Origin of the sequence: Marinovum sp. 2_MG-2023 (assembly GCF_030548265.1) — a bacterium.
Taxonomy (GTDB): Bacteria; Pseudomonadota; Alphaproteobacteria; order Rhodobacterales; family Rhodobacteraceae; genus Marinovum.
In genome coordinates, this window is sequence record NZ_JAUOSD010000020.1 from 33,854 (window position 1) to 54,410 (window position 20,557).

At 64.2% G+C, this 20,557-nt stretch carries 18 protein-coding genes and 1 riboswitch; of the genes, 10 read left to right on the plus strand and 8 right to left on the minus strand.

Features of this window, described 5'->3' with window-relative positions; translation table 11 throughout:
• Positions 1-373 precede the first annotated feature (373 nt).
• From Q4577_RS18705 to tpiA, 3 genes are all read right to left on the minus strand, one after another.
• Positions 374-868, minus strand: a complete 495-nt coding sequence (locus Q4577_RS18705; protein WP_303471727.1) for an FCD domain-containing protein — start codon at positions 866-868, stop codon at positions 374-376.
• Positions 869-1,160: 292 nt separating this feature from the next.
• Positions 1,161-2,105, minus strand: coding sequence for a transaldolase (tal, locus tag Q4577_RS18710; RefSeq protein ID WP_303471730.1), 945 nt, complete (start codon positions 2,103-2,105; stop codon positions 1,161-1,163).
• Positions 2,106-2,284: 179 nt separating this feature from the next.
• Positions 2,285-3,034, minus strand: coding sequence for a triose-phosphate isomerase (gene tpiA / locus Q4577_RS18715; RefSeq protein ID WP_303471732.1), 750 nt, complete (start codon positions 3,032-3,034; stop codon positions 2,285-2,287).
• 179 nt (positions 3,035-3,213) lie between these two features.
• Here tpiA and Q4577_RS18720 point away from each other — a divergent pair, with 179 nt between their 5' ends.
• On the plus strand, positions 3,214-5,589 hold the full coding sequence (locus Q4577_RS18720; RefSeq protein WP_303471735.1) for a Tex family protein: 2,376 nt from the start codon (positions 3,214-3,216) through the stop codon (positions 5,587-5,589).
• Between the two features lie 53 nt (positions 5,590-5,642).
• On the opposite strand, the gene cobS is transcribed toward Q4577_RS18720, so the two are convergent.
• The 3 genes from cobS to cobU are packed head-to-tail and all read right to left on the minus strand — an operon-like array spanning position 5,643 to position 7,918.
• Positions 5,643-6,410 carry an adenosylcobinamide-GDP ribazoletransferase gene (cobS, locus tag Q4577_RS18725; RefSeq protein WP_303471737.1) on the minus strand — a complete coding sequence of 256 codons (768 nt, stop codon included), beginning with the start codon at positions 6,408-6,410 and terminating at the stop codon, positions 5,643-5,645.
• Positions 6,407-7,411, minus strand: a complete 1,005-nt coding sequence (gene cobT, locus Q4577_RS18730; RefSeq protein ID WP_303471739.1) for a nicotinate-nucleotide--dimethylbenzimidazole phosphoribosyltransferase — start codon at positions 7,409-7,411, stop codon at positions 6,407-6,409. Before cobT ends, cobS begins: the two co-directional genes overlap by 4 nt.
• Before the next feature lie 3 nt (positions 7,412-7,414).
• Positions 7,415-7,918, minus strand: coding sequence for a bifunctional adenosylcobinamide kinase/adenosylcobinamide-phosphate guanylyltransferase (cobU, locus tag Q4577_RS18735; RefSeq protein WP_303471742.1), 504 nt, complete (start codon positions 7,916-7,918; stop codon positions 7,415-7,417).
• Positions 7,919-7,998: 80 nt separating this feature from the next.
• On the opposite strand from cobU, the gene Q4577_RS18740 reads away from it, so the two are divergent.
• The 4 genes from Q4577_RS18740 to cobD are packed head-to-tail and all read left to right on the plus strand — an operon-like array spanning position 7,999 to position 11,343.
• Complete coding sequence (locus Q4577_RS18740) at positions 7,999-8,595, plus strand: histidine phosphatase family protein (RefSeq protein ID WP_303471792.1); 597 nt, start codon at positions 7,999-8,001, stop codon at positions 8,593-8,595.
• A complete protein-coding gene (locus tag Q4577_RS18745; RefSeq protein WP_303471744.1) occupies positions 8,592-9,386 on the plus strand; it encodes a propanediol utilization protein in 795 nt (264 codons plus the stop codon). Before Q4577_RS18740 ends, Q4577_RS18745 begins: the two co-directional genes overlap by 4 nt.
• Positions 9,386-10,360 carry an adenosylcobinamide-phosphate synthase CbiB gene (gene cbiB, locus Q4577_RS18750; RefSeq protein ID WP_303471747.1) on the plus strand — a complete coding sequence of 325 codons (975 nt, stop codon included), beginning with the start codon at positions 9,386-9,388 and terminating at the stop codon, positions 10,358-10,360. The genes Q4577_RS18745 and cbiB overlap by 1 nt, the downstream gene beginning before the upstream one ends.
• Positions 10,360-11,343, plus strand: a complete 984-nt coding sequence (gene cobD, locus Q4577_RS18755) for a threonine-phosphate decarboxylase CobD (protein ID WP_303471749.1) — start codon at positions 10,360-10,362, stop codon at positions 11,341-11,343. The genes cbiB and cobD overlap by 1 nt, the downstream gene beginning before the upstream one ends.
• A 24-nt stretch (positions 11,344-11,367) precedes the next feature.
• On the opposite strand, the gene Q4577_RS18760 is transcribed toward cobD, so the two are convergent.
• Positions 11,368-12,813: a cobyric acid synthase gene (locus Q4577_RS18760; RefSeq protein ID WP_303471752.1), complete on the minus strand. Its 1,446-nt coding sequence runs from the start codon at positions 12,811-12,813 to the stop codon at positions 11,368-11,370.
• Between the two features lie 265 nt (positions 12,814-13,078).
• Positions 13,079-13,705 (minus strand): cob(I)yrinic acid a,c-diamide adenosyltransferase, encoded by a 627-nt coding sequence (gene cobO, locus Q4577_RS18765; RefSeq protein WP_244691161.1) that lies wholly within the window; start codon positions 13,703-13,705, stop codon positions 13,079-13,081.
• A 40-nt stretch (positions 13,706-13,745) separates the two neighbouring features.
• A riboswitch (cobalamin riboswitch) is annotated at positions 13,746-13,969 on the plus strand.
• A 107-nt stretch (positions 13,970-14,076) separates the two neighbouring features.
• Between cobO and Q4577_RS18770 the strand changes: the two genes are divergently transcribed.
• The 5 genes from Q4577_RS18770 to Q4577_RS18790 are packed head-to-tail and all read left to right on the plus strand — an operon-like array spanning position 14,077 to position 20,553.
• The gene (locus tag Q4577_RS18770; RefSeq protein WP_303471756.1) at positions 14,077-14,451 is read left to right on the plus strand and encodes a DUF1636 domain-containing protein; all 375 of its coding nucleotides are present in this window, start codon (positions 14,077-14,079) and stop codon (positions 14,449-14,451) included.
• A gap of 3 nt (positions 14,452-14,454) precedes the next feature.
• Complete coding sequence (cobW, locus tag Q4577_RS18775; protein WP_303471759.1) at positions 14,455-15,501, plus strand: cobalamin biosynthesis protein CobW; 1,047 nt, start codon at positions 14,455-14,457, stop codon at positions 15,499-15,501.
• Positions 15,501-18,764, plus strand: coding sequence for a cobaltochelatase subunit CobN (gene cobN / locus Q4577_RS18780; protein ID WP_303471762.1), 3,264 nt, complete (start codon positions 15,501-15,503; stop codon positions 18,762-18,764). The genes cobW and cobN overlap by 1 nt, the downstream gene beginning before the upstream one ends.
• Entirely contained in the window at positions 18,761-19,924 is a 1,164-nt protein-coding gene (gene cobG, locus Q4577_RS18785; protein ID WP_303471765.1) for a precorrin-3B synthase, read from the plus strand. Before cobN ends, cobG begins: the two co-directional genes overlap by 4 nt.
• Positions 19,924-20,553, plus strand: coding sequence for a precorrin-8X methylmutase (locus tag Q4577_RS18790; RefSeq protein WP_303471767.1), 630 nt, complete (start codon positions 19,924-19,926; stop codon positions 20,551-20,553). Before cobG ends, Q4577_RS18790 begins: the two co-directional genes overlap by 1 nt.
• The last annotated feature ends 4 nt before the right edge of the window (positions 20,554-20,557 follow it).

The following is a 20,557-nucleotide window of genomic DNA, read 5'->3' on the forward strand; positions in this document are numbered from 1 at the left end:
TCGGGGATGTCGCAACGTGGCTCTTCGTTTCTTGGCTCTGCATTGACTGGTTCAAGGTCATCACTTCGCATCTGGGAGGAAACATGGATAAACTCATGACAGCTACAATCAATACTGGACTGGATACTCTGGCGGCGCTGCGGGGCCTTGGAAACGATAGAGTGCCACGGACAAGCGACATATCGAGTGTAAGAGCCTAAGGTCCAAAGCCGGAAGCCGCCGGGCGGTTCGAATCCGCCACCCCGCACCAATTTACGCCCCGGCCACAGGCCGGGGCTTTTCTTTTGTATCGTCCACAGGTCGAATAACTCTAACTGTGGACGATACAGAGTTCACTGCGCTTCGCTATAAACACATCTGGTAAGGGGCTTAGTTACGGGGCCGGGGGCGCCTGTGGGGCGGGCCGTGGCAGGCCAAGCGCGAAGGATTGCGAATTGTCGATATGCCAGCACAGCGCCTGTTGCGTGGCGGCGGCGTCGCGGGCGGCCAGCGCTGTCAGAATCCGGGCGTGTTCCTGAATCACCCGTTGCGCATTGTCGTTGGTCACCTGAAGCCGGGCTTGAACGGCCATGCGGATCTTGATCGCGGTCACCCGGTAGATATTGTCCAGCAATTGGTTGCCAAGACAGGCGACAAACCGTTGATGCATGGCCCAGTCTTCGCGTTGGATGGTATCGACCAACTCTGCCGTTGCCGCCGCGGTCGGGGCGTCATGCAGGGCCGCCTCAAGCTGATCCTGACGGCTTTGCAGAGCTGCGATTTCGCCGTCGCTCAGATGGGCAATCATGGCCGACACGGCGGTATTTTCGATCATGCGCCGCACCTGATAGGCGTCGCGCACGAAATCCACATCCAGATGGGGAATCATCAATCCGCGCTTGGGCACCGTGACCAGAAGTCCCTCTGATTCGAGACGCGGAATCGCCTCGCGGATCGCGCCAAGCGTCAGAGATGTTCTTTTTGTCGCTCGCGGAGCGGCGTGATTTGGCGCGTTTCACCGTGGATCATATGGCGGGGCGGGTGCCGGTTGTGGCCTGAGGTCAAATCTCGGGCGGTTGCGTCGTGGTGAAAAGGCCGCCAGAAAACCGTTGGATATGATCCTCGGTTCTCTGGCGGCCTTTGTTTTATTGGCTGGCCGTCAGCGACGGCTCAGCGGGTGATCAGGCCATGCGATCCGCGATCAATGCGATCAGTTTCTTGTGGTCCGCATCAAAGTTGCGGATGCCTTCGGCCAGTTTTTCGGTCGCCATGGCGTCTGCGTTCATCTCCCAGCGGAAGGTCGCTTCGTCCATCGCAATCTTGCTGCCGCCGGTGGCGTTGTCAGGCGACAATGCGCGGGGCAGGGTGCCGGTTTCCGCGCCCAATTGTTCCAGAAGTTTCGGCGCGATCGTCAGCCGGTCACAGCCCGCCAGCGCCTTGATCTGGTCGGTGTTGCGGAAAGATGCGCCCATGACCACGGTGTCGATGCCGTTGGATTTGTAATAATCATAGATCTTGCGCACCGATTTGACGCCGGGATCTTCGTCCGGGGCATAGCTTTCGACGCCTTCGGATTTTTTGTACCAATCGGTGATCCGGCCGACAAAAGGCGAAATCAGGAACGCCCCGGCATCGGCGCAGGCCACGGCCTGGGCCATGGAAAACAGCAGCGTCAGGTTGCAATCGACGCCTTCGTCCTGAAGCACTTCGGCGGCGCGGATGCCTTCCCATGTCGAGGCGAGTTTGATCAGGATGCGTTCCTTGCCGACGCCACGTGCGGCGTAATCGGCGATGATGGCGCGGGCGCGGGTCAGCGACGCTTCGGTGTCAAACGACAGACAGGCGTCAACCTCGGTCGATACGCGGCCCGGAACAAGTTTCGAGAGTTCAACACCAACGGCCACGGTCAGCGTGTCACAGACCTGGGCGGCGCTCAGACCGGCCTTTTGCCCAGCTTCGATTTCGCGCACGATCAGCGCCTCGGAGGCCGGGTCTTTCAATGCGCCCAACACCAATGACGGGTTGGTGGTGCAATCTACCGGGGCATGGGTTTTGACCGCTTCGACTTCTCCGGTGTCAGCGACCACAACGGTCATGTCCCTCAGTTGATCAAGAATAGTGGTCATTTTACGTCTCCTCTGCGCGAATGCGGGCGCGATTTTGGTGTGGAAGGCCCCCGGTCGAACTGCACACGGGGGCGTTCTTTGTCTGGTTCGGCATGGCTGTGATGTTAGCGCTCACACCTTTAGCCTGTCCGAAGCGATTGCGAAATGCTTTTCGACAAAAGACCGCTCAGCGCCTGACATCAGGACGCGGCGTCGAGCGCCTTGACGATGCCGGAAAAATCCGCGGCCTTGAGCGAAGCACCGCCAACCAATGCGCCGTCAACATTTGAAACCGCAAAGATTTCCGCCGCATTTCCCGGTTTGACCGACCCACCATAGAGCAGCGACAGGCTGGCGGCCTCGGCCCCCAGTTGCTGTGACAGCGCATCCCGCATGAAGTCATGCATTTCGCCAATCTGTTCCAATGTCGGTGTGCGTCCCGTGCCAATGGCCCAGACCGGTTCATAGGCGATGACGGTGTTTTTGCCGGTCACACCCTTTGGCAGCGATCCGGCGATCTGTGCGCCGACAACGTCCAGCGCGCGACCATCATCGCGTTCTTCTTCGGTTTCCCCGACACAGACAATCGCCACCAGACCGGCGGCATGGGCGGCGGCCGTCTTGGCGGCAACCATATTGTCGGTTTCACCGTGATCGGCGCGGCGTTCGGAATGGCCCAGAATAACATGGCTTGCCCCGGCATCGGCCAGCATCGGTGCCGATACATCGCCGGTGTGGGCGCCGGATTTATTGGCATGGCAATCCTGCCCGCCCACCAAAAGATTCGCCCCGTCAGCCCAGGTTTTCATGGCCGCCACCAGCGTTGTCGGTGGGCAGAGCAGCACCTGACAGCTGACATCCGCAATCTCCGGCAGCAACGCCGCAACCTCGGACGCTGACGCGTTGGATCCGTTCATCTTCCAGTTTCCGGCAGCAAGCTTGTTCGTCATGATTTTCCCTTATCAGCAGCCAATGCCACCTTCCCCTAGCAGATTGCCGAGGGCGCAGAAAGTGGAGGTCGGCACAGCGCGCCAGATTGTCCGCTAGATCACTGCCAGATCAACGAAGGGGCTGGCGCGGGCCGGGCGGGGCCGGTATCACTATGGTCCCGCATGACAGGAGCCTGACCTTGGACCAGATCGCAGACCGCATTGCCCGCACCATTGCCACCGAAATCGCCGCCAGCCCGACCCAGGTGACAAGCGCGGTCGAATTGTTGGACGGCGGCGCGACGGTGCCGTTTATCGCGCGGTATCGCAAAGAGATGACCGGCGGGCTGGATGACACGCAATTGCGGACGCTGGGCGACCGGCTGGTTTATCTGCGCGAGATGGAAAAGCGGCGGGCCAGCATCCTTGATTCGATCAAATCGCAGGGCAAGCTGACCGATGCGCTGGCGCGGTCGATTGCCGGCGCGACCAGCAAGGCGACGCTGGAAGACATCTATCTGCCGTATAAACCCAAACGGCGCACCAAGGCGATGATCGCCCGCGAAAACGGGCTGGAGCCGCTGTTGCGCGCCATTCAAACCAATCGCGGTGCGGCGCCGGAAACTCTGGCACAGGGCTATCTGGGCGAGACTGTCGAAACGGTCAAAGCGGCGCTGGACGGCGCGCGCGACATTCTGGGCGAAGAGCTGACGGAGAACGCCGACCTTCTTGGCCGTCTGCGCGATTACATGATGAAAGAGGCGGTGATCACCGCCAAGGTCCAGAAGGGCAAGGAAGAGGCCGGCGCCAAGTTTTCCGATTATTTCGATCACAGCGAGAAATGGGCCAATATCCCCGCCCACCGGGCGCTGGCGATCATGCGTGCCGCGAAAGAGGAAATTGTCAGCCTCGGGATCGAGCCAGAGCCCGAGACCGGCCCAGAGCGTGCGGTCGGCATTGTCGCCCATGCCATCGGCATTCCCGGTGATGGACCGGGGGATGCCTGGCTGCGCGATGCGGCGGGTTGGACATGGCGGGTCAAGTTGAGCCTGACAATGTACATGGACCTTTTGACCGATCTGCGTCGCCGCGCCCATGACGAAGCCATCCGGGTGTTTTCCCGCAACTTGAAGGATCTGTTGCTGGCGGCCCCTGCGGGCAGCAAGGCGACCCTGGGGCTTGATCCCGGTATTCGCACCGGGGTCAAGGCGGCGGTGGTGGATGCCACCGGCAAGCTGCTGGATCATGCGACGATGTACCCCTTCCCGCCAAAGCGGGATTTGCGCGGGGCCGAGGAACAGGTGCTGCACCTGATCCGCAAACATAACATCGAGCTGATCGCCATCGGCAACGGCACCGCCAGCCGCGAAACCGAACGGTTTGTCGCGGATGCGCTGAAACGGCTGCCCGCCGGTCCCAAGCCAACCAGCGTTGTGGTGTCCGAGGCCGGGGCCTCGGTCTATTCGGCGTCGGAATTGGCGGCCAAGGAATTCCCCGATCTGGATGTCAGCATTCGTGGCGCGGTGTCGATTGCCCGCCGTCTGCAAGATCCACTGGCGGAATTGGTCAAGATCACGCCGGAAAGCATCGGCGTCGGCCAATATCAGCACGATGTTGACCAACGGCAATTGGGCAAGGCGCTTGAGGCGGTGGTCGAAGATGCGGTGAACGCGGTGGGCGTGGATCTGAACACGGCATCCGCGCCGCTGTTGGCACATGTCGCCGGGCTTGGCCCGTCATTGGCGGCCAATATTGTGGCGCATCGCGACAGCGAAGGGGCCTTTGCCTCGCGCAAGGCATTGAAAAAGGTGGCGGGTGTCGGCCCCAAGGCGTTTGAGCAATGCGCAGGATTCCTGCGCATTCGCGACGGGGCGGAACCGCTGGATGCGTCGTCCGTGCACCCCGAAGCCTATGATGTGGCGCGTCGGATTGAAAAGGCTTGTGGCCGCGACATCCGCCAGATCATGGGGCAAGAGCAGCTTTTGTCCGGTCTGCGGGCCGAGGATTTCGTCGATGCCAGTTTCGGTCTGCCGACGGTGCGCGATATTCTGGCCGAGATGCAAAAGCCGGGCCGTGACCCGCGCCCGACCTTCAAAACCGCAAGCTTCGCAGAAGGTATTGACGCGATCACCGATCTGAAACCCGGCATGTCGCTGGAGGGCACGGTGACCAATGTGGCGGCCTTTGGTGCCTTTGTCGATGTCGGCGTGCATCAGGACGGTCTGGTGCATGTCAGCCAATTGGCCGACCGGTTTGTCAAAGACCCGCATGAGGTGGTGAAAGCCGGCGATGTGGTGCGTGTTCGCGTGACCGAGGTCGACGTTGCCCGCAAACGCATCGGTCTCAGCATGCGCAAGGATGGCGGTGCCGGTCAGGAGGGTGGCCAGAATACGGGCCAGAGAGCCGGACAAAAATCCGGCTCAGGTCGCGGCAAGCCCGATCAGAATTCCCGTGGGCCGTCCGGGCCAAAGGGGCGCAAGCCGCATAATGCTGGTGGCCACGACCGGAACAAGCCCGCCGATCCAGGGCAAAGCGCGCTTGGCGCGGCTTTGCTGGATGCGATGAAAAAGCGTTAGGATCGCGCGCCGCGGATGTTCTGACGCAAGTAAAACAGCAGGCTGGCGGTGGCCTATCGTGCCGCCAGCGCAAGCAACCCGGCGATTTCGGTCACCTGCTGGGTTGCGCCCAGCACATCGCCGGTCTGACCGCCAAGGCGCGTCAGGGCGAGCCGGGCGATGATGAACAGCGCCAGCGCCTGAACCGGCAGGATAAATAATGGGGCGGGTGATCCGCCGAAAAAGGCCAGCGCCAGCACCGGGACAAGCCCCAGGATCAGCGCCAGAAATACGGCGGAACGGCCCACCCCGGTTGCGCTTTGGCCCAGACCGTCGGCGCGTGCCGCCGGCAAAAGCGCCAGCGCCAAGGTGACGCAGCTGCGGCTGCTCATCGCGACAGCAAGGATCGCGCCACAGGTAAACGCGGGACTGGCGAACGCGGGATTGGCCGCCAGCACCGCCAGCGCCTGCCAACGCAACCCGATCGACAGAACCAACGCGAGCGTGCCGTAGCTGCCAATCCGGCTGTCGCGCATGATCTCCAGCCGCCGGGCCCGGTCCTGCCCGCCCCAGACGCCATCGACCATATCGGCCAGCCCGTCTTCGTGCAGCGCGCCGGTCAGCAGAACCTGCGCGACCAGCGCCCCACCTGCGGCCAGCGACGGCGGCAGACCAAGGCCAAGCAACACAACCAGCACAGCGGCGCTTAGCCCGCCGACCACCAGACCCACCAACGCAAAGGCCCAGGCCGCGCGCCCGATTGCCGGCACAGGTTCGGCCAATCGGGGCAGGGGCAGCCGTGTCATCAATACCAGCGCGAGATGGGCCTCGCGTCGGATCATGCCGCGCTGACCCCGGCCTGTGCAAAGGTCGCCATGCCATTGTGACAGGCCAGCGCAGAACGCAGGATGCCAAGCGCCAGCGCCGCGCCCGAGCCTTCGCCAAGGCGCATGTCAAATTCCAGCACAGCCCGTTTGTCGAGCGCCTTCAGCAGGCGGCGATGACCCGGTTCTGCCGACATATGCCCCACCAGACAATGATCCAGCAGCCGTGGGTCAACGGCATACAACACCGCCGCCGCCGAGGTGCAGATGAACCCGTCAAGGATCACCGGAATGCCCTGTTTGCGCGCGGCCAGAACCGCACCACAGATCGCAGCCTGTTCCCGCCCGCCAAACGCGGCCAGAACGTCGATCGGTGACTTGTCACCATGCAGGGCCAGCCCGGCCTCGATAGCGGCGATTTTGCGCGCCACCCCGGCCGCATCCGATCCCGTGCCCGGCCCCACCCAATCGGCGGCTGTGCCTTTGAACAGCGCGCAGGCCAATGCGGCGGCAATGGTGGAATTGCCGATCCCCATCTCGCCCAGCAACACGACATCCGCGCCCGGATCGACCGCCGCTGCACCGCGGTTCATCGCGTCCAGCGTTTCGGCCTCGGTCATGGCCGGGCCTTGGGTGAAATCGGCGGTTGGCCGATCCAGATCCAGCGCGATCACATCCAGATCCGCGCCATTTGCTCGGCACAGCTGATTGATTGCTGCGCCGCCCTGTTCAAAATTCACCACCATCTGCGCAGTGACCTCTTGCGGAAACGGGTTCACACCCTGGGCACAGATGCCGTGATTTCCGGCGAAAACAAGGGCCTGCGCCTTGGTGATGTCGGGGCGATCCGTGCCGCGCCATCCCGCCATGAAGATCGCCAGATCCTCAAGCCGTCCCAGCGCACCGTGCGGCTTGGTCAGCGCGTCCTGGTGGGCGCGTGCGGCGGCCTCTTGGGCGGTGTCGGCTTCGGGCAGGTGGTCGGCAAGGGTTGCGACCTCGGATAGTTTATTGAGTTTCATATGTTACTTCACTTTCAGTGGCAGGCCGGAGACAGACAGGATCACCTCGTCGGCTTGGGTCGCGACCCATTGGTTAAGCGTGCCCGCCGCATCGCGAAAACGCCGTGCCAGCGGATTGTCCGGCACGATCCCCATGCCCAGTTCGTTGCTGACGAAGACAACCGGATGGTGCAGATCGGGAAGGGCGGCCAGCATGTCACGCGCCCGGCTTTCCCAGTCCATTTCTGCAAGGATCAGATTGCTCAGCCATAATGTCAGGCAGTCAACCAGACGCGGGGCGTCATCGGTGTCGCGCAAGGCCGCCAGCAGATCAAGCGGGGCCTCATGCGTGTGCCATTCGGGGCCACGCCGGTCGCGGTGGGTGGCAATACGCGCCGTCATTTCCGCATCAAATGCCTGGGCTGTGGCGATGTAATGCGCCTTGGAGGCGGTCTCTAGAACGCGTTTTTCCGCCAGGACGCTTTTGCCGGACCGCGCCCCGCCAGTGATCAGAACTATGCGCGCCATTGGTGATCTGCATCCTGCCTCTTGTTCCCCGCCGGTCGATAAAGCAGAAACAGCCGGAGTGAGAAAGGGACAATATCGTGATGGATGCCAGCGCCGGGACCGAATTGATTTTGATCCGCCATGCGCCGGCCTGTGACGGCGGTTGTCTGGCCGGGCGGCGTGATGTCAGCGCGCGTATTCCGCCCGACAGGGTTCTGGCCGATCTGCGTCTGCGCATTGGCGCGGCGCGGTTGGTGGCCAGCCCGGCTTTGCGCTGTTTGCAAACCGCCGCGGCGCTTTGGCCCGATCAAACACCTGCGCAGGATGCCCGCCTATGGGAGCAGGATTTCGGATCATGGGAGGGCGTGGCCTATGGCGATCTGCCCGATCTTGGCCCGCTTGCGGCGTCTGACTTGGCCCGGCATCGCCCGCCGCAGGGCGAAAGTTTCGCCGATCTCTGTGCCCGGGTTCAGCCCGCGCTGACAGACTTGGCCGGGCAGGGCGGCCGGATCGCGGTGGTCGCCCATGCCGGGGTGGTGCGCGCCGGGCTGGCCCATGCCCTGGGCTCGATCCCGGCTGCGTTGGCGTTTCAGGTGGCCCCGTTGTCGATCACGCGGCTTGTCGTGCCATCGGGCGCGGCGGGCTGGTCCGTGGCTTGTGTCAATTCTGTGGCTGGCGTCAATCTGGGCGCACAATGACAGATCTATGTGTCGCGGGCCATTTCGGCGAATGGATGCAGGGGCGGATTGGCTGTGATGGGCCGGTGGCGCTGGTCACCTTGCCCTGTCCGGCGCTTGGCGTGCGGCTGTGGCATTATCCGGCGGCGCAGGGTCTGCGGCTATATGGGGTGGGTCTGACGGCACAACAGGTGCGTCGGTTCCTGACGCCGCTTGGGCTGCGCTTGCGGGGGACGATCCGCATGCGTGCGTTGGCGCAACTTGGCTTTGGCACCGGCGTGTCCAGCGCGCGACTGGTGGCGCTGGCGCAGCTTGCCGGGTGGCGGGGCCGGCCATTGGATCTGGCGCGGGCCTGCGTCCGGTTTGAAGGTGCGTCCGATCCGCTGGCCTTTGCCGCCCCGTCGCGTCTGCTATGGGCGTCGCGAGTGGGCGATTGTCTGGCTGATCTGCCGGGCCAACCCCGATATGAGATCCTGGGTGGGTTTTGGGGTGGTGCGCGCTGGACCGAGCCGCAGGATCAGGCCTTTCCTGATATTTCCGACCTGATCGCACCATGGAGGCAGGCCCGAAACCTGCCTGATATCGCGGCCCTGGCCAGCGAAAGTGCCGCGCGGTGTCAGGCGATGCGCGGGCCAGAGGGCGATCCAACCCCGGATCTGGCGCGCGACTTGGGCGCGCTTGGCTGGCTGCGCGCCCATACCGGCTGTGCGCGGGGGCTGATCTTCTCGCCCGGCAACGTGCCGTCGACCGGGGCAGAGACCCTGCGCGCCGCAGGGCTGCGCCATGTCCTGCAATTTCGTGGAGGCGCGTGATGAACTTTGCCGCGATGATGTTGATTGCGATGGCGCTGGATGTGGCGATCGGCTGGCCAAAGCCGGTGTTCCAAAGGATCGGCCACCCGGTGACATGGCTTGGCGCTGTGATTTCCGGCCTTGAACGGCGGTTGAACCATCCGGGCGCAGGGCGGCGCGCGCGCGGCACGCTGGCCGCGCTGCTGGTGATTGTCTTGGCGGCGTTTTGCGGCGCGCTGCTGCAAAGCCTGCTGCCCTCGGGCTGGCTTGGGATCGTGATCGGCGGTGTGCTGGCATGGCCGTTAGTGGCCCTGCGCGCGATGCATGAACATGTTGTTGCCGTCGCCGACCCGCTGAACGCCGCGCTGAGTACCGACCCCCCGGACACAGATGCACTGGCCGAGGCGCGTTACGCGCTGTCAATGATCGTCGGGCGCGATCCTGCGCAGCTGGACACCGCCGGGATTAGCCGCGCGGCGTTGGAAAGTCTGGCCGAGAACAGTTCGGACGGAATTGTCGCGCCGCTGTTTTGGGGGGCCGTGGCCGGGCTGCCCGGCATTGCCGCGTACAAGGCGATCAACACGCTGGATTCGATGATTGGCCACCGTACCGAACGGTATGAGGCGTTTGGCTGGGCGGCGGCGCGGATCGACGATCTGGTGAATCTGATCCCGGCGCGTCTGTGTGGCGGATTGTTTGCACTGGCTGCGGGGCGTTTTGGTCTGCGGGCGCTGCGGGTGATGGTGGCGGATGCGCGGGCCCATCGGTCGCCCAATGCCGGCTGGCCCGAGGCGGCCATGGCCGGCGCGCTGGATGTCCGCCTGTCCGGGCCGCGAATCTATGGCGATCATATCGCCCGGGAACCCTGGCTGAATGCCGATGCCCGCGATCCAGAAGGGGACGACCTGCGCCGGGGGCTTGCGCTTTATCGGCGGGCCATGGGATTGGGGGCGCTTGGGCTGGCGTGTTCTGCGCTGATAATCTGGAGTTTCTGATGCGCGATCACGGCGGCAATATCGATTTTGCACAGGCACATTGGGGCCGCAGCGATTGGATTGATCTGTCCACCGGCATCAACCGCCAGCCTTGGCCGGTGCCCGCGCTGCCCGCATCGGTCTGGACCGATCTGCCCACCCAAGCGGCGAAGTCGGCCCTGTTGGCGGAGGCCGCCCGCGCCTTTGCCAGCGATGCCCCCTGTGTTGCCCTGTCGGGCGCGCAACAGGCGATCCAATTGGTGCCGCAGCTCGCGGCGCCGGGCGCGGCGCGGGGGCGGGCGCGCATCCTTGGCCCGACGTATAATGAACATGGCGCGGCACTGGCGGCCAATGGGTGGCTGGTGCAGGAGGTCTCTGCACTGGCGGATCTGGCCGGGGCGGATCTGGCGGTTGTGGTCAATCCCAACAACCCCGACGGGCGCCATCACGACCGCCAGACGCTTTGTGATCTGGCCCGCGATGTCGGCCGGCTCGTCGTTGACGAAAGCTTTGCCGATCCGGTGCCAGAGCTGTCCCTGGCGGCGCAGGCCGGATCGCTTGCCCACGGCGGTCAGTTGATTGTGCTGCGCTCCTTCGGCAAGTTCTGGGGGCTTGCGGGGCTGCGGCTTGGCTTTGCCTTTGGGGATCGCGCCACCGTGGCACGGTTGTCCGAATTGGCTGGTCCCTGGCCGGTTTCGGGGGCGGCGCTGGAAATCGGACGCGCGGCCCTGGGCGATCACGACTGGCATCGTGCCACGGTGGCGCGACTGGCACAGGAAACCGGTCGGCTTGATACCCTGGCGGCGGGCGCGGGTTGGACCCTGCTGGGCGGGACGCATCTGTTTCGCACTTACGTCACCCCAGACGCCGAGACCGCCCGCGACCACCTCGCCCGCGCCGGAATCTGGAGCCGGATCTTTCCCTATGCGCCGCAATGGATTCGCCTTGGCCTGCCGGGAACGCCGATTGAATGGGCGCGCCTGGAACAGGCTTTGACCCTGTAAGGCCCGAACAGGGCCCTGACCCGTTCAGCGCGCCAGTTCCAACAGCCCCGCAACATCCAAATGGGCCTCCAGATGATCGGCCAGCGCATCCAACGCGGCCTCAACCCGCCCCTGATGACTGTCACCCGAGGTGGCGATGCCAATGGCACCAAGGTAGGCCGCACGAAACGCATCCGCGACAAACAGCCCGTGCAAATAGGTGCCGGTCACCCGACCGCAGGGTGAAATCGCGCCTTCGGGCGCACCGTTGATATGGGCAAATGGCCGGGCGCGATCCGGACCGTCCGAACGTCCGATATGAATCTCATACCCCTCGACCGCAAGGCCCGAGGCCGCATGACGCGCCGTGACCTGCGACAATTGCTTGTTGGGCTGCATCTCGGTTTCGATATCCAACAGACCCAAGCCTTCGGTCGCGCCGGGGGCCCCTTCGATCCCTTCGGGATCGCGGATGGCATGCCCCAGCATTTGATAACCGCCACAAATCCCCAACACATGCCCGCCACGCCGGTAATGGGCCATCAGATCAATATCCCACCCCTGAGCGCGCAGAAATGTCAGATCGGCACGGGTCGATTTCGTGCCAGGCAGGATCACCAGATGGGCGTCGCCCGGAATTGCACTGCCCGGCGGGACCATCACCAGATCAATACCAGCCTCACCGGCAAGCGGATCAAGATCATCAAAATTGGCGATCCGGGACAGCATAAGACAGGCGATTTTCACCCCGCCCTGCTTTGGCGCACGGGCCAGATCCAAAGCATCTTCGGCAGGCAGCACATGCGCCTGCGAAAACCAGGGCAGCACGCCATACCCGCGCCACCCGGTGCGCGCCGCGATCAGACGATAGCCATCATCGAACAGGGTCGGATCGCCGCGAAATTTGTTGATCAGAAATCCCGCGATCATCGCGGCGTCGCCGGGGTCCAAAATCGCCTGGGTGCCGACAAGCTGTGCAATCACCCCGCCGCGATCTATATCGCCAGCCAAAACGACAGGCACCCCCGCGGCACAGGCAAAGCCCATGTTGGCGATGTCATTGGCACGCAAATTCACCTCGGCGGGCGAGCCTGCGCCTTCCACGATCACCAGATCATGGCGCACCTTCAACCGGGCAAAACTCTCCAGCACCGCCCCCATCAACTGTGGCTTCAACGCGCTGTAATCGCGGGCCCGTGCCGTGGTCAGATGCCGCCCCTGAACCACCACCTGCGCGCCCGTGTCACTTTCGGGCTTGAGCAGAACCGGGTTCATATCCGTCAGGGGTTCAATCCCGCAGGCCAGGGCCTGCAAGGCCTGCGCACGCCCTATTTCGCCGCCATCCGCGGTTACGGCGGCGTTGTTGGACATGTTTTGCGGCTTGAACGGAGCGACCGAAAATCCGCGCCGCAGGGCCGCACGACACAATCCCGCGACCAGCATGGATTTGCCGACGTTTGACCCCGTGCCCTGCAGCATCAGCGCGCCCATCAGATCCCGCCGCGACATTTGGAGAGGCCGGGATTGCCTCCGGCGGGGATATTTTTTTCCAAGAAGAAAGCCAAAGTGTGGCACCGCGCCTCGGGCCGGACAACCGGGGGAGACGCGGTGCTTTCTCCTTGGGCGGTCATCGGGATCCCTCCCTGTACCGCAGAGACATTTGAGCATTTCATCCTTAAGAAACCCTTACTTTCTTCTTGGTGAAAATATCCCGGGGGAGGCGCAGGGCGCCGGGGGCAGAGCCCCCATATTTCGCCTAGAATTCCACGCCGGCCTGCGCTTTGATCCCGGATCGAAACGGGTGTTTGACGAGGGTCATTTCAGTCACCAGATCGGCCGCCTCGATCAGGGGTTCCGCCGCGTTGCGGCCGGTCAGTACAACATGGGTCATTTCCGGTTTCTCTGTGCGCAGGAACGTCAGGACCTCGTCGATCGACAGATAGTCATAGCGCAGCGCGATGTTGATTTCGTCCAGCAGCACCATGCGGATTTCCGGGTCACGGATCAGTTCCTTGGCCTTTTCCCAACCGGCCTGTGCGGCGGCGATGTCGCGGGCGCGGTCCTGGGTTTCCCAGGTGAAGCCTTCGCCCATTGCGTAAAACTGGCAGAGATCGCCAAAATGCCCGGTGATCAGGCTGCGCTCGCCGGTGTCCCATGCGCCCTTGATGAATTGGACAACAGCGCAGGGCATGCCATGCGCGATACAACGCAGAATCATGCCAAACCCGGACGAAGACTTGCCCTTTCCCGGTCCGGTGTGGACAATTATCAGCCCTTTCTCACCTTCTTTCTTTGCCATGATCTTGTCGCGCGCGGCCTTTTTCTTGGCCATTTTGGCGCTGTGGCGGGCAAGAGTTTCGGGGCTGTCGGTCTGGTCGGGCATGACGGTCTGTCCTCGTGCTTGACAAAAGGGATGCGCTCGCGCACTCAGGGCGCACGTTGGTTCCTGTCCTTATGGCAGGCGAAGAGGGAATGCGACAGGGTTTGCGATTTGAAAGATCGCCCGTCCAAGCGCAGCCGCCCCCGCGACCGTGACCGGAGAGGTCATCCAAGCCACTGGCCCACACAGGCCGGGAAGGTGGATGACCATGGGGGCTCCCCCCGATATCCGCAAGCCGGGAGACCTGCCAGCGTTGATGTTTACGGGCAGACGGGGTGTTTCTGCGACCGGATGGGTGACTCTGGTCGTGTGTCTTGTGCGCTCGGTTTTATCCTCTGGACTTTCCCCTGATGCCCTACAGAGGGAAAGTTGCGATGACGGCCATTCTAAGTGTCTGTGTGACCTGCCGAGAGGCAGGGTCCGACCCCGAGGACGGCATCCGCCCGGGCGCGCATTTGCGCGACAGGCTTGAGGCGCTTGAATGCCCCGAAGGGGTAGAGATCCGCGCAGTGGAATGCCTGTCCGCCTGCAAGAACGGCTGTGCTGTCGCGCTCTCGGCGCCGGGCAAGTGGAGCTATGTCTATAGCCATATGAGCCCCGAAAACGCCGCCGACATTCTGGAAGGATCCGCCGCCTATGCGGCCACGGCCGACGGTTTGGTGCCCTGGCGTGAGCGCCCGGTGATCTTTCGCAAACAAAGTCTCGCACGTATTCCGCCGCTTTTGGCACAGCCCGATCCACAGGAGTAGATCATGTCCGATCTGACCAAGATTCCCGTCACAGTCATCACCGGTTTTCTCGGCGCGGGGAAAACCACGTTGATCCGCCACCTGATGGCCAATGCGGGCGGGCGCAAGCTGGCCGTTCTGGTCAATGAATTTGGCACCGTTGGCGTCGATGGCGACATCTTGCGCCAATGTGCTGATGAAAATTGCCCCGACGAAAACATCGTTGAGCTGGCCAATGGCTGTATCTGCTGCACCGTCGCGGATGAATTTATTCCCACAATCGAGGCGCTGATGGCGCGGCCGCAGAAGCCGGATCATATCCTGATCGAGACCTCTGGGCTGGCGTTGCCCAAACCTTTGCTCAAGGCGTTTGACTGGCCTGCGATCCGGTCACAGATCACGGTCGACGGCGTGATTGCCCTGGCCGATGCCGAAGCTGTGGCAAGCGGGCGTTTCGCACCGGATGTGGCGGCGGTGGATGCGCAGCGGCAAGCTGACGACAGTCTGGATCACGAAACGCCATTGTCAGAAGTGTTCGAGGATCAGATCAATTGCGCCGATCTTGTGTTGTTGTCCAAGGCGGATCTGGCCGGAGAGGCCGGTATGGCCGCGGCCCGCGCCGTGATCGAGGCCGAGGCGCCACGCAAGTTGCCGATGCTGGCGCTGACCGAAGGGGTGATTGATCCCGACGTCGTGCTGGGTCTGGGTGCCGCCGCCGAGGATGATCTGGCGGCCCGGCCCAGCCACCATGATGGCACCGATGACCACGAGCACGAGGATTTCGACACCGTGGTGATCGAGCTGGGCGAGATCGAAGATCCAGAGCACCTCGTCGCGGCAATCGCACGTCTGGCGCAGGAGCAGAAGATTTTGCGCGTCAAGGGCCATGTGGCGGTGGCGGGCAAGCCGATGCGGCTGTTGGTGCAGGCTGTCGGCGCGCGGGTCCGTCATCAATTCGACCGCCCCTGGGGCAGCGATCCGCGCCGCTCGGCGCTGGTGGTGATCGCCGAGCATGACGATCTTGACCCGGATGCGATCCGCACGGCCCTGGGCCAGGCTCTGCCTGCCTGATGCATATCGTCTTTCGCGAAAGCCACGGTCTGGAAGAGACCGAGACGCCCATGGATCTGGGGCAAACCCCCGCCGATCTGGTGGCGCTGTCCTTTTCGGACAGTGATCTTGGGGCTTTCGCGGCGGGCTGGCATCGCGCCAATGGGGGCTTGCCCAGTTTGCGGCTGGCCAATCTGGTGGCGCTGCGCCATCCGGTTTCGGTGGACACCTATGTCGAGTCCACGCTGGCCGGGGCCAAGGGTATTCTGGTGCGTCTGATCGGCGGCGAGGCCTATTGGCCCTATGGCTTGGCCTCGCTTCAGGATCTGGCGCGGCGCAAGGGGATTGCGCTGGCGGTTTTGCCCGCCGATGGCCGCGACGATCCACGTCTTGATGCGCTGTCGACCCTGCCGGTATCGTCCCTGCGGCGGCTCAAGACGCTTTGCGATGCGGGGGGCGCAGTGGCGGCGCAGGCGGCGCTGGCGCAAATGGCGTTGGCCTCCGGGTTTTATGCCGGGCCGGTGTCCGGCGACAAACGCCTGCCGGCTCAGGGGTTTTATCATCCCGATCTTGGCCCGCTCGACACGTTGGAGCCCCGAGGCAAGGACAAACGACCGCTGGCGCTGGTCAGTTTCTATCGGTCATACTTGAGTGCGGCGGATATGGCGCCGGTCGATGGTTTGATCGCGGGTTTGGACCAGCGCGGGTTTCAGGCCTATGGGGTTTTCGCGACCTCGCTAAAGGCGGCGGGTATGGCGGATTGGCTGCATGCGGCGCTGGGGTCACGCCAGCCGGATCTGGTGGTGAATGCCACCGCATTTTCGATGCAGGGGGCCGATGGCGCAACGCCCTTTGATCGTTATGGCTGTCCGGTGTTTCAGGTTGCACTCTCGACCGCGCAACGCAAGGACTGGGCAGAGTCGGAACGCGGGCTGTCGCCGTCTGATCTGGCGATGCATGTTGTCCTGCCCGAGGTTGACGGGCGGCTGCATGCGGGCGTCGTGTCGTTCAAGGCCCCCGGCGCGCGGGACCCGGATCTGCAATATTCGCGCTTTGCCCATCGTGCCGATCCCGCGCGGATTTCGGCCGCGCTGGATCGGATCTGCGCCTGGCATCGGCTGGGCCAAACCCCGGTGGCGCAGCGCAAACTGGCACTGGTGTTGTCGACCTATCCGGGGCGCGATTGGCAGATGGCGCATGCGGTGGGTCTGGATGCGCTGGCCTCAAGCGACGGGGTGCTGACCGCGCTGGCGGATCAGGGGCATTCCGTGACCCCCGGCGCTGCGGCGCGCGATCTGGACACGGCGCAGATCAGCTGGCCGCTGGCCGCCTATCGTGCCGCGCTGGACGCTTTGCCGAGCGCATTGCGGGATGACCTGACCGCGGTCTGGCGCGCGCCCGAAGACGACCCCGCCTGTGTCGCGGGGGCCTTTCGCTTTGCGGCGATTGACCGGGGGGGTGTCCTGTTGGCGCTGCAACCCGAACGCGGGGCGCAGGACAATCGCGAAGAGATCTATCACGATCTCGCCCGCACGCCGCGCCATGGCTATGTCGCTTTTTACCTCTGGCTGCGCGCCATGGGGATCGACGCGCTGATCCATATGGGCGCGCATGGCACGTTGGAATGGCTGCCGGGGAAATCGGTGGCGCTGTCGGCAACCTGTTGGCCAGAGGCGCTGATCGGGGCCTTGCCGGTTGTCTATCCGTTTATCGTGAATGACCCCGGCGAGGCCGCACAGGCCAAGCGGCGCATTGGCGCGGTGACATTGGGCCATATGCCGCCGCCGATGCGTGCCGCGCAGCTGCCGGTCGGGATGGCCCGGCTTGAACGCCTGCTGGATGAATATTCCACCGCCGACGGGCTGGATCCGGCGCGGCGCACGCGGCTGATCGGGGCCATCCGTGACGAGGCGGATGCCAGCGGTGTCAGCGCCGATCTTGGCATTCCTGCCGCCGCCAGCCCGGCCGAGGTGATCACCCGCGTCGACCGGTTTGTCTGTGACATCAAGGAGAGCCAGTTCGGCGACGGGCTGCATGTCTTTGGCCAGGGGGAATGTGGCACAGAAGAGCTGGCCGGGGTGTTCACCGCACTGGCGGGGCGGCGGGTGGCCGCCGGCCCTTCGGGCAGTCCCGCGCGTGGACGCCGCGAGGTGCTGCCGACCGGGCGCAACATGTATTCCGTCGATCCACGGGCCGTGCCGTCCCGTGCGGCCCATGCCCAGGGCGTGAAACTGGCCGAAGAGCTGCTGCGCAAACATTTGCAGGACCACGGAGATTGGCCGCAGGGGTTGGTGGTTGATCTTTGGGGGTCGGCAACGATGCGCACCGCAGGCGAGGAATTCGCCATGGCGCTGCATCTTGCCGGGCTCAAGCCGGTCTGGGACGATGCGGCGGCGCGGGTGACCGGGGTCGAGGTGATCCCGCTGGCCTTGCTTGGGCGGCCGCGCATTGACGTCACCCTGCGCGTGTCGGGGCTGTTTCGCGATATTTTCCCCGGATTGGCGCAATTGTTCGAAACCGGGGCAGAGGCGCTGACCGCCCGTTTGGTCGCGGGCGAGGAAAGCGGCGCGGACAATCCCTATGCCACGCGGATTGCGCGTGTCTTTGCGCCCCGCCCCGGCCAATACGGTCTGAACATGGGGGCGGCGCTGGATGATTTCACGCCAGAGGCGCGTTTGGCGGCGGGCGAGGCATGGATCGCGGCCTCCAGCCATGCAATTGCCAAGGATGGCAGCCTGCGCCCCGATCGTGACGCGCTTGAGACCCGTTTGCGCGGTGCGGACAGTTTCGTGCATGTGCAGGATCTGGCGGAAACCGATCTGCTTCTGGCATCGGATTATGCCGCGCATGAGGGCGGGTTTGCCGCCGCTCTGGCCAATCTCGGGCAGGCGCGTCCGGCGCTTTATCATCTGGATGCCACCCGCCCCGACAGCCCGCGCGCCCGCAACCAAAGCGAAGAGATCGCCCGCGTTGTCCGCGCCCGCGCCGCTGATCCGGCCTGGGCCGAGGGCATGATGCGGCACGGGTTTCGCGGCGGGGCCGAGATTGCGGCGACGCTGGATCACCTTGCCGCTTTTGCGCATCTGGCACAGACCGTGCCGGCGCATCTGTTTGACCTCTATTTCGAGGCGACGTTGGGACGTGACGCCGTGGTCGAGTTCATGGCGCGTGACGCACCCGAAGCGCTGGCCGCGCTGCAGGATCTGTTTCGCCGCCTGCGCGAAGCCGGTCTTTGGGTCACCCAGAGCAATTCGATCATCGCCCGGCTGGAGAGCGCCACATGACCGCGCGCATCTATGGCCGCTGTCCCAGCGCGCGGCATCCAATGGCCAGCGGTGATGGGCTGGTGGTGCGGCTGCGACCACGGAACAATCGGTTAAGCCGCGATCAGGCGCATGCCATTGCGGCCGCGGCGCGGCGCTTCGGCAACGGCATGATCGACTTGCCCGCCCGCGCCAATCTGCAACTGCGCGGGGTGCGCACAGAAAACCATGCGGCGCTGATTGACGCGCTGGTGCCACTGGGGCTGATCGAACCAGAGGGTTCCGAAGACACGCAGGTGCCGCGCAACATCCTTGTCACGCCTTTCGCGGATGCGGCGACCTATGCGCTGGCTGACGCGCTGCGGCGCGCATTGGTCACGGTGCCGGATCTGTCGCATAAATTCGGCTTCATGCTGGATTCCGGGCCGGCCCCGGTCATGCGCGATATTTCGGCTGACATCCGGCTTGAACGTGGTGCCGATGGCGGTTTGATCCTGCGTGCAACCGGGCTGGAGCTGGGCGCAGCCGTCACCGAGGCGCAAGCGCCAGAAGCGATGTGCGATTTGGCGCGCTGGTTTGTCGAGGTCGGGGGGCTTTGTGACGGCAGGGGCCGTATGGCACAGGTGATCGCGCGCGGCGCACGCCCCGACGCGGCGCTGCGTCCCACCCACACCCCCGCGCCCGCGCCAATGATTGCGAATGCGCCTGTTGTGCCGGGGCTGGTCCCGCAGGGCGCGTTGGTGGGATTGGAATTTGGCCTGCTGCATGCCGACACGCTGGACCGGCTGGCGGCGCTTGGCCCGCTGCGTCTGACGCCGTGGCGGATGCTGCTGATCGAGGGCTTGCGCGCAATGCCACTGTGCCCCGATCTGGGCGGTCTGATCACCGATCCGGGCGATCCGCGGCTGCGTGTCTTTGCCTGTACCGGCGCGCCGGGGTGTTTGCAGGGGCAGGGGGATGTGCGTGCGCTTGCCCGCCGCCTTGTGCCCAATCTGGCCTCGGACAAGGTTCTGCATCTGTCTGGCTGTACCAAAGGCTGTGCCGGGCCGGGGCACGCCGATCTGACACTTGTTGCCACCCCTGCGGGGGTTGATCTGGTCCGGGGCGCGCGCGCGGGTGACACGCCGGTCCGACACGGGCTGACGACCCCTGATATCCTGCAATTACCGGAGTTTTCGTGATGGCCCATGTTTATGAAACGGATGGCGCAACGATCTATGCGCAATCCTTTGCCACCATCCGCGCCGAGGCCGATCTGGCCCGGTTCACGCCCGAAGAAGAGCCGGTGGTCGTGCGCATGATCCATGCGGCGGGGCTGGTCGGATTGGAACGTGATGTGCGGTTCAGCCCCGGCATGGCGATTGCGGCCCGTGCCGCGCTGGAACGTGGGGCGCCGATCCTGTGCGACGCCCGTATGGTCAGCGAGGGGATCACGCGCGCGCGCCTGCCTGCCGACAATCCGGTGATCTGTACCCTGCATGACCCAGAGGTGCCCACACGTGCGCGCGACATGGGCAATACCCGGTCGGCCGCCGCGCTGGAGCTGTGGCGCCCGCATCTGGCGGGGGCGGTGGTGGCCATCGGCAATGCCCCGACAGCGCTGTTTCATCTGCTCAACATGCTGGAAGATCCGGCGTGTCCACGTCCGGCGGCGATCATCGGCTGTCCGGTCGGATTTGTCGGCGCGGCGGAATCCAAGGCCGCATTGATCGCGGCCCCGCCGGTGCCTGCGGTGATTGTGCAGGGGCGGCTTGGCGGTTCGGCCATCACAGTGGCGGCGCTGAATGCGCTGGCCTCGCGCAAGGAGTAAGCGA